At 53.8% G+C, this 9,953-nt stretch carries 4 protein-coding genes and 2 rRNA genes; 1 reads left to right on the top strand and 5 read right to left on the bottom strand.

What is annotated here, in order from left to right:
- The 5 genes from CBW42_RS08195 to CBW42_RS08170 all read right to left on the bottom strand — a co-directional run.
- A 23S ribosomal RNA gene (locus CBW42_RS08195) occupies positions 1 to 1,655 on the bottom strand; the annotation flags it as partial.
- Positions 1,656 to 1,998: 343 nt separating this feature from the next.
- Positions 1,999 to 3,521: ribosomal RNA gene (locus CBW42_RS08190) — 16S ribosomal RNA — on the bottom strand.
- Between the two features lie 680 nt (positions 3,522 to 4,201).
- Positions 4,202 to 4,756 carry a TIGR01440 family protein gene (locus tag CBW42_RS08180; protein ID WP_087019741.1) on the bottom strand — a complete coding sequence of 185 codons (555 nt, stop codon included), beginning with the start codon at positions 4,754 to 4,756 and terminating at the stop codon, positions 4,202 to 4,204.
- A 60-nt stretch (positions 4,757 to 4,816) separates the two neighbouring features.
- Complete coding sequence (locus tag CBW42_RS08175; RefSeq protein ID WP_087019738.1) at positions 4,817 to 5,497, bottom strand: FadR/GntR family transcriptional regulator; 681 nt, start codon at positions 5,495 to 5,497, stop codon at positions 4,817 to 4,819.
- A gap of 182 nt (positions 5,498 to 5,679) precedes the next feature.
- Positions 5,680 to 7,596 (bottom strand): Ig-like domain-containing protein, encoded by a 1,917-nt coding sequence (locus tag CBW42_RS08170; protein WP_165761106.1) that lies wholly within the window; start codon positions 7,594 to 7,596, stop codon positions 5,680 to 5,682.
- A gap of 382 nt (positions 7,597 to 7,978) precedes the next feature.
- On the opposite strand from CBW42_RS08170, the gene glgB reads away from it, so the two are divergent.
- Positions 7,979 to 9,814: a 1,4-alpha-glucan branching protein GlgB gene (glgB, locus tag CBW42_RS08165; protein ID WP_087019732.1), complete on the top strand. Its 1,836-nt coding sequence runs from the start codon at positions 7,979 to 7,981 to the stop codon at positions 9,812 to 9,814.
- Positions 9,815 to 9,953: the final 139 nt, after the last annotated feature.

The following is a 9,953-nucleotide window of genomic DNA, read 5'->3' as shown; positions in this document are numbered from 1 at the left end:
CGAAGTTACGGGCCAATTTGCCGAGTTCCTTAACAACCATCCCGTTGGCCTTAGAATACTCATCCCATCTACCTGTGTCGGTTTGCGGTACGGGCACCTGGACAATACACTGAGCTTTTCTCGCCTCTCACGCCATCTGCTTCCCTACTATATTCGGTCCCTTACGCCCGGGGCAACCATCGCCCGGGTCAGACTTAATGAAAGTGTCCCTCAGCTTAACATCTTCGGTGGTTACGGAATATCAACCGTATGTGCATCGACTACGCCGTTAGGCCTCGCCTTAGCTCCCGACTAACCTTGGCGGACGAACCTTCCCAAGAAACCTTAGATTTTCGGCCATTATGATTCTCACATAATTCTCGCTACTTATTCCGGCATTCTCACTCGTATGAAGTCCACATGTCCTTCCGATCACGCTTCACCCGCATACGACGCTCCCTACCCAATGTTTCAAACATTGCCCGAGCTTCGGTTGAATACTTAGCCCCGTTAAATTTTCTGCGCAAAATCACTCGACCAGTGAGCTATTACGCACTCTTTGAATGAGTGGCTGCTTCTAAGCCAACATCCTGGTTGTCTTAGCAATTTCACATCATTTTCCACTTAGTATTCATTTGGGACCTTAGCTGCGGATCTGGGCTGTTTCCCTTTTGACCATGCGACTTATCTCACATGGTCTGACTGCCATGAACCAATTATCCGGCATTCGAAGTTTGATAGGGTTCAGTAACCTCGCGGCCCCTAGCCCATTCAGTGCTCTACCTCCGGTAATCTATCATAACGCTAGCCCTAAAGCTATTTCGGGGAGAACCAGCTATATCCGAGTTCGATTGGAATTTCTCGCTATCCACAAGTCATCCCCGGCCTTTCAACGGACGTGGGTGCGGCCCTCCATTGCGTCTTACCGCAACTTCAGCCTGCTCATGGATAGGTCACCCGGTTTCGGGTCTAATACATGTAACTAATTCGCCCTGTTCAGACTCGCTCTCGCTGCGGCTCCGTGACTCCAGTCACTTAACCTTGCTACATACATTAACTCGCCGGACCGTTCTACAAAAAGTACCCGATCACACATGAACGTGCTCTCGGTGCTTGTAGGCACAAGGTTTCAGGTTCTCTTTCACTCCCCTCCCGGGGTCCTTTTCACCTTTCCCTCACGGTACTGCTTCGCTATCGGTCACCAGGTAGTATTTAGGCTTGGATGATGGTCCACCCGTCTTCCCACAGGGTTCCTCGTGTCCTGTGGTACTCTGGATACTGCTAGCGTGCTTCCGATGTCGCTTACGGGGCTGTCACCCTGTTTCGCCGCTCTTCCCAAAGCGTTCAGCTATCTTTCACACTACATATTGCAGTCCGAACCCCTGAGATATTGCTACCTCAGGTTTGGCCTCTTCCGCGTTCGCTCGCCACTACTAGCGGAATCTCTGTTGATGTCTCTTCCTCGCCCTACTTAGATGTTTCAGTTCAGGCSSTTCCCCACTCATACCTATTTGATTCAGTATGAGCTGCATGAGCTTCTCTCATGCGGGTTTCCCCATTCGGAAATCTTGGGATCAATGCTTATTTGCAGCTCCCCCAAGCTTATCGCAGCTTGTCACGTCCTTCATCGGCTCCTGGTGCCAAGGCATTCCCCTTGCGCCCTTTACAGCTTGACCAGCTGTAAGACCTGATCCGGTCAGATCAGGAATTATTTTAGTAACTTAAGATTGTGAGTAATCTCGGTTATCTTTTGTTATAGCTAATTTGTAGTAGTACTTTCGTACTTTCGCCACAATTGGATCGTTAAAACCTTTTATTTCAGTTTGCTTTTCGCAATTTCCCAGAATAACAATTTTAATTTCCTATTGTTGCTTTGTCGTTTTCTCGCTGTTCAGTTTTCAAGGTGCAGTGTAGAAGGCATTATGCCCTCTAAATTAAACAACGTTCGTTTGAATGACTCATTCCTGAATTGACCTAGGAATTTACAAAGCTCTGTTTCAAGCTCCATGGTCTCCTTAGAAAGGAGGTGATCCAGCCGCACCTTCCGATACGGCTACCTTGTTACGACTTCACCCTAATTACCAGTCCTGCCTTCGGCCGCGTCCTCCTTACGGTTAGACTACGGACTTCGGGCATTACCGGCTCTCATGGTGTGACGGGCGGTGTGTACAAGGCCCGGGAACGTATTCACCGCGGCATGCTGATCCGCGATTACTAGCAATTCCGACTTCATGCAGGCGGGTTGCAGCCTGCAATCTGAACTGGGACAGCTTTTAGGGATTTGCTCTGCCTCACAGCTTTGCTTCCCTCTGTATGTCTGCCATTGTAGTACGTGTGTAGCCCTGGTCATAAGGGGCATGATGATTTGACGTCGTCCCCACCTTCCTCCGTTTTGTCAACGGCAGTCTCGCTAGAGTGATCAACTAAATGTATCAACTAACAATAAGGGTTGCGCTCGTTGCGGGACTTAACCCAACATCTCACGACACGAGCTGACGACAACCATGCACCACCTGTCACCGCTGTCCCCGAAGGAAAAGGCATATCTCTATGCCGGTCACCGGGATGTCAAGACCAGGTAAGGTTCTTCGCGTTGCTTCGAATTAAACCACATACTCCACTGCTTGTGCGGGCCCCCGTCAATTCCTTTGAGTTTCAACCTTGCGGTCGTACTCCCCAGGTGGGATACTTATTGTGTTAACTGCGGCACGGAAGGGGTCAATACCTCCCACACCTAGTATCCATCGTTTACGGCGTGGACTACCAGGGTATCTAATCCTGTTTGCTCCCCACGCTTTCGCTCCTCAGCGTCAGTTAATGTCCAGCAGGCCGCCTTCGCCACTGGTGTTCCTCCTAATATCTACGCATTTCACCGCTACACTAGGAATTCCGCCTGCCTCTCCATCACTCAAGACCAGCAGTTTTGAAAGCAGTTCCGGGGTTAAGCCCCGACATTTCACTTCCAACTTACCAGCCCGCCTACTCGCCCTTTACACCCAGTAAATCCGGATAACGCTCGCTCCCTACGTATTACCGCGGCTGCTGGCACGTAGTTAGCCGGAGCTTATTCATCAGGTACCGTCACTTTCTTCGTCCCTGATAAAAGATCTTTACAATCCGAAGACCTTCTTCGATCACGCGGCGTTGCTGCGTCAGGGTTTCCCCCATTGCGCAATATTCCCCACTGCTGCCTCCCGTAGGAGTCTGGGCCGTGTCTCAGTCCCAATGTGGCCGTTCAACCTCTCAGTCCGGCTACTGATCGTCGACTTGGTGGGCCGTTACCTCACCAACTATCTAATCAGACGCGAGCTCATCTTTCAGCGGATTGCTCCTTTGGTATCTCGCAGATGCCTGCAAAATACGTTATGCGGTATTAGCGACCGTTTCCAGTCGTTATCCCCCTCTGAAAGGCAGATTGCTCACGCGTTACTCACCCGTCCGCCACTAAGCACAAAAACCGAAGTCTCAGTGCTCCGTTCGACTTGCATGTGTTAGGCACGCCGCCAGCGTTCATCCTGAGCCAGGATCAAACTCTCTAAAAATTGTATTATCACGAGCAAAGCCCGTTATAATCAAATTTCAGCTTTAAGCTGGCTTGCTGTTGTTTTTTATACCGAAGTTACAGCTTCCGGTGGTCTTCTGAGTATAAACTTCAAAAGAATTTCAGGTTTGTAATTCGTTCAAACTTGCGTTGTTTAATTTACAAGGTACAATGCTTTTCGCTGTTCGCCTTTCAGCGTAGCAGCTTAGTTATTATATCATCTCACCAGAGGTTTGTCAAGAACTTTTTTCATTTCTTTTTTCAAACTTGATTCGATTGTTTCGCCGATCTCTCAGCGGCAACTCATTTAGTTTAACACATTCAAACCACTTTGTCAAGCACTTTTTTGCCTCCCGGCCAGTAATCTCAACAAATTCTTCGGTTTTTCGTGTCGCTCTCGTTGAGTGCCTGTATATAATACCACCCTGAGCACGTGATGTCAACAAAAACTTTCAGAAAATTTGAAATTTCTTTCCGCTTCAGCAAAGTGCACAGGTACTCACCGGGGTCTCCCGGTGCTTTGACGGCAATGTTCCACAGTATTTTCACCATTTCACCGTACTAAACTGCCGTCTGCTTCCTTTTGTACTCCCTTATTCTGGCTTATTTTCCGTCAAACTATACAAAGGGCGGCGGAAAATTTTCCTGCGAAAATTTCCGCCGCCCTTTCTTTTGCCGTGCTTACAACTTGTCCTCCTGATAATGTGCACGTACACCGCCGATGAATTTCAGGCGTGTTCTCGCGCACAGGACAATGGCTTCGCCGATGGTCTTCTGTGCGATGCGCACCGGAACGGCTACCTCGCGCAGATGCATACCGATGAGCGTGCCGCCGATATCCATGCCCGCATGGGCGCGGATGTGCTCCACCGCGACCGGCTCAGCAAAATTTTGCCAGCAGGTTGTGGCAAACGAGCCGCCTGCCTTCGGCTGCGGCAGCACGTTAACCGGCTCCCAGCCATACGCCTCCGCCGCTTCGCGCTCCAGAATAATGGCACGGTTCAGATGTTCACAGCACTGTGCTGCGAGGAAAATGCCGCGCGGCTGAAGCGCCGCATGCGCGCCGCGGTAAATCGCGTCCGCGATATCCATCGAAGACGCCGAACCGATTTTTTCTCCGCCGACCTCGCTGGTCGAGCAGCCGATGACAAAAACATCACCCATCTGGAGCTTTGCCTGTTCCAGCACCTCCAGAACCGCTTCTTTCGTCTGTAATTCAATGTCCTTGAGTTCCATGTGGAATCCCTCCTAATATATATGATCTTCCACAGGCTGTTTCAGTCTGTTGTTGGCTTATTATTTGAGCGACTGCTCCGCAACGCTGCGGCGGCACTGTGCCAGATGCAGCAGCATCGCATCATACGCGGCCATGCCGTCGCGCGCGGCAATCGCCGACAGGATTTCCCGGTGCGTGCGCACCAGCTCTTCCCGTGCCTGTCCGGACGGGGTACCCGGCATCATCGACGGCGGGCCGCACAGGATGACCGCAAGATTGGGCACAACTACATTGCCCGACGCGCGTGCAATTGCCGCATGAAACCGGGTATTTTCCTCAGAAAAATCCTCGCCATCCAGCATTTTGCGCTCACAGGCATCGCACAGCTGCATCATCTCCGCAATCTGCTCGGGCGTGCTGTTGCCCGCCGCAAGCGAAGCCAGCCGCGGCTCCATCATAAACCGCAGCTCGAGCAGGTCGGTCGCCACACGCGCCGTATCCCCCAGGAACTGCAAGCCCAGCGGATCCTCGCTCACGCCGCTGCGATCCGAGACAAACGTACCTGCGCCGCGCCGGATCTCAACCACGTTGCGGCTGACCAGTGCCTTGATCGCTTCACGCACCGTGCTGCGCCCGACGCCCAGCTTCGCCGCCAGTTCAAATTCATTCGGCAGCTTGTCGCCCGGCTTCAGTTCCTTGCCGATGATCGTGCGTACAATATCATCTGCGACCTTCTCGGTCAGCAATTTTCCGGTGTCCATATCGCGATACCTCCCAGTGGTTTTTCCCTGTCCTTACATTATTATATAGTATAGCAGGTTTTTCGCCGCGCGGAAAGATGCTGTGAAAAAAACAGGAGGCACCCGCAGGTGCCTCCGTTGGCAATCGATGCATATGCATTTATCTCCGGCTGCGGTGCGCCCAATTACATCGCGGGACGCAGTTACGGCGTCTGGCAGATCGGCGTATCGCCCGCGCCAATGCCGCGCGCCGGAATGCCGCAGTATTTCATGTATGGCATGAGCTGCTGGAGCACCGAAGCGGTGTTTGCACTGCTGTCAAAGCGCACCGTCACGCTGCCCGTGCGGTTGATTGCGCTGACTGCCGCCTCATACGAGCGCGGTGCCGTGCTCCAATCCCACAGGCGGTAACCGCCCGCCCGGATGGCCTGCGCCGCAGCGCTGTTCAGATTGCCCGCACTGCCGCCCGCGATGCGCACCAGCCGCGTCGGCGTACCTGTGATGACGGAAAGCGTTTCATTTGCGCTGTTCAACAGCTCCACCGGATTTGCCTCCGCCTGTGTGCGCGTCAGCAGCAGGCCGATGCTGTGTCCATCGCCCGCAATATGGCGCAGCAGGTCGTCCGAAGCATACAGATTTTCCACCGGTACAAAGAAGGTGGCGCGCACGCCCGCGCTCTCCAGCACGCTCAGAATGGACACGATATTGGAACTCATGTCGCTGTCAATCGTCAGAAAAACCGTATCCGGGATGTACTGCGGCATGGTGTACTGACGCACGGAATCCGCCGGAATCAATGTCCCCGGCAGGTACAGAATGCCTGCGCCGCCCGTCACGCCGGTCACACCCGTCACGCCGGTCGGCACGGATATGCTGCCGGGATTGCCCGGTACCGTCGGTGTTGTTGTACCGCCCGAAGGAATTCCGCCCGAAACGGTTTTCTTCTTTACCGTGACCGTACACTGTGCGCTGACGCCGCCCGCCGAGGCCGTTACCACAGCTGAGCCTGCCTTGAGTGCGGTCACCTTGCCGTTTTTATCGACACGTGCCACCGCTGCATTGCTCGATTTCCACGTAATCGGCGTGTTTTGCAGCTGTTTGGGAGTAATGGTCGCCTTGAGGGTTTCCGCGCCGCCGACCGTCAAGGTCAGCGTTTTGCGGTTCAGTGTAATCGCCGTCACTTTGTCTTCCCCGGTTCCTGTTCCGGTGACGGTGACGGTGCTGGCTGCCGTTTTGCCGTCCGCATTCGCGGCTGTGATGACCGCCGTGCCGGCAGCCTTTGCCGTCACGGTGCCGTCCTGCGCGACCGATGCGACTGACGGTGAGCCGGATGTCCAACGCAGAGTTCCGAGCGCCGCGCCCTCCGGCTGCGGCTTTGCCGCCAGCTGTTTTGTCTCACCGACCTTCAGCTGTACCGCAGACGGCTCCAGCGAAAACCCGGTCAGCAGCCAGCCGGATACGGTGATGGTACATTTGGCCGACAGGCCGTTTTCCGCCTCGGCGAACAGATCGGTGGTTCCCTCGCCGACCGCCGTCACGGTGCCGTCCTGTGTGACGGTCAGAATGTCTTCGTCAGCCGAACGCCAGGTCAGCGCGGCATCTGCCGCCTGCTCCGGCTCAATGTCCGCCGAAATCGTCTGGGTTTCGCCGACCTGCATCGTACTGCGTTCCGGCTTCAGCGTCAGGCCTGTGACGGCGTATCCGGATACGGTAATCCGGCACACCAGCACCTCGCCGTTTTCCCGCCGTCCTGCGACCTCGACCGGCGTTTCTGTCTGCGCGAGTGCTGTCACAAGTCCGTCTTCCGTCACGGATACTACATCCGGATTGTCCGACCGCCAGAGAATTTCATCCGCTTCGGGCTGCTCGCTCGAGCCGCTGCCCGGTTCAGCCGGATTGTCCGGTTCTTCCGTTGTCTCTGTGCTGTCCGGCGCGCGCAGCTGAACCCGGTCATTCACCTTCATGCCGTATTCCACGGCCTCCTCCGGGTTCAACAGGAGCTGCGGAATTTCTGCCTGTGTTTCCGGGCTGCCGCCCTCCTGCGGCGCAGCAAGCGACAGCGCGCCGCACAGCAGCACACCTGCCAGCAGCGCACATATGACCCGTTTGTATCGTTTCATTGTATCCTCCTCCTTTTCGAGGATGGTCTGGGCGCTATCGGAAAACCACGAAAATGACGAACAGTTCGCAAAGGCGAAGTCGATTCCAGACAAAAGCACACAGGAATCCGTTTGGATTTCAAGTGTTTTTAACGAGGAAGCGACCCGCATTTGTAGAAATAGTCAAAATTTTCGACTTTTCCGATACGCCTTAGTTCTGTTCAGCCTTATTATACCGTATTGATATGGGTTTGTCACTCCAATCTGTTGCATATATTTTTAGACATTTTCAGGCGAATAGGTTCAATATAGTGCCATCTGTCTTTTAATACTTGCCTGCAAATTGCAACAATGTTATAATGAGAAGCAAAGATTTTCCGCATCGACAGAGGAGGCGCTTTTTATGAATCTGGACACGCAGATTCGCCAGTATCTCACCGGACAGAGTGCCAAGGCATACCATGTCTTTGGCGCACATTCAGCGCATAAATTCGGACAGGACGGCACAGAATTCCGGGTTTATGCGCCCTATGCCGCAAACATGCAGCTCATCGGTGACTTCACCGGCTGGGAAGGCTGGCAGATGGACCGCCGGGATGACGGTGTATGGACCATTTTCTGTAAGGACATCCCACAGGGCGCATTGTATAAATACCGCACCACCACACAGGAAGGGCGCGTCATTGACCGCGCCGACCCGTTTGCGTTTTATTCCGAGCTGCGCCCGTCTACTGCATCGGTCGTGTATGACATCGACCATTATCATTGGAACGACGGCGCATGGATGGCGGAACGCGGCAGGGATTATAAAAGATACAACAGCCCGATGAGCATCTATGAGCTGCATGCCGGCTCCTGGCAGCGCGATTTCGAGAACAAGGAAACCGCGTCCACACCGGAGGAGCGCGAAAACGGCCGCATGCTCACCTACCGCGAGCTGGCAGACCGGCTGATCCCCTATATTAAGGAACAGGGCTTTTCCCATATTGAACTGATGCCGCTGACTGAGCACCCGTTTGACGGCTCCTGGGGCTATCAGGCAACCGGTTATTTCTCCGCAACCAGCCGCTATGGGGATCCCTATGGGCTGATGGAGCTGATTGACCGCTGCCACCAGGCACACATCGGTGTCATTCTCGATGTCGTGCCGCTGCACTTCGTCACCGATTTCTTCGGTCTGCACCAGTTTGACGGCGGCTTTGTCTATGAATCCGCCAATGAAGCGGAACGCTGTACCGAATGGGGCACGGTGCTGTTCGACTACACCAAGCCGCATGTCATCTCGTTTATGAAATCGTCGTTTGATTTCTGGATCAATTATTATCATGTGGATGGCCTGCGCTATGACGCGGTCTCGCAGCTGATTTTCCAGCACGGAGATCCCAATGCGGCGGAAAATGACCCCGGTATCTGGTTCCTCAAAAATACCAACTACTATTTACAGCAGACCTATCCCGACGTCATGCTGATTGCCGAGGATTCCTCCAATTACATCAAGGTCACTGCCGCGCCACAGTACGGCGGACTCGGCTTCGACTACAAATGGGATCTCGGCTGGATGAACGACACGCTGGAATACCTGTCACTGCATCCGAATGACCGCAATTATTCCCGTCACCTGCTGATGTTCTCCATGGCGTATTTTTACAACGATATTTTTATCCTGCCGCTGTCGCACGATGAGGTTGTCCACGGCAAGCACACCATTGTGGACAAGATGTGGGGCAACTATGAGCAGAAATTCAGCCAGACCCGCCTGTTATATTTATATATGTGTGCACATCCGGGCAAGGTGCTCAACTTCATGGGCAACGAGCTGGCAGAATTCCGCGAATGGGATGAAAACAAGGAACTCGGCTGGAACCTCATGACCTATCCGGTGCACGATGCATTCAACCGCTATTGCCGCCGCCTGCACAAAATCGGGCTGGAGCAGCGCGCACTGTATGACACGGAATATGACCCGCGCGCGTTCCGCTGGCTGGACACACCGGGCAGCCAGCAGACGGTATTTGCCTTTGCCCGCCGCTCTGCCGACGGACAGCAGACCATCGCCTGTGTCATGAATTTCGGCCTGAATCCCGCGCAGGTCAATCTCCCGGCTGTGACCGGACAGTGGCATGAGCTCATCAACACGGACGACCAGCAGTATTCCGGCAGCGGCATTGTCAATGAGGGCAATGTCAGCGGGCATGTGAAGCTCGCACCGCTCTCCGGCTGCCTGCTGTGCAATGGATGAGAAAACGCAAAATCGTATGATAGACGAAAAGAACCCCCAGAAGCTGCAACTTTTGGGGGTTCGCTGTGTCTGTATGGATGATTGCCTCTATCATCGTTGTCTCCGGTATATCTGTCAATGATATACAGCAATCATTTCG

It is taken from the genome of Butyricicoccus porcorum, assembly GCF_002157465.1.
Classification (GTDB): Bacteria; Bacillota; Clostridia; order Oscillospirales; family Butyricicoccaceae; genus Butyricicoccus_A; species Butyricicoccus_A porcorum.
This window is presented reverse-complemented; position numbering and strand designations above follow the sequence as displayed.

What these genes read in the sequence shown, in the direction of transcription:
- CBW42_RS08175 (WP_087019738.1), bottom strand. Translation starts at nt 5,497, where the DNA reads ATGGACACCGGAAAATTGCTGACCGAGAAGGTCGCAGATGATATTGTA.
- CBW42_RS08180 (WP_087019741.1), bottom strand. Translation starts at nt 4,756, where the DNA reads ATGGAACTCAAGGACATTGAATTACAGACGAAAGAAGCGGTTCTGGAG.
- CBW42_RS08170 (WP_165761106.1), bottom strand. Translation starts at nt 7,596, where the DNA reads ATGAAACGATACAAACGGGTCATATGTGCGCTGCTGGCAGGTGTGCTG.
- glgB (WP_087019732.1), top strand. Translation starts at nt 7,979, where the DNA reads ATGAATCTGGACACGCAGATTCGCCAGTATCTCACCGGACAGAGTGCC.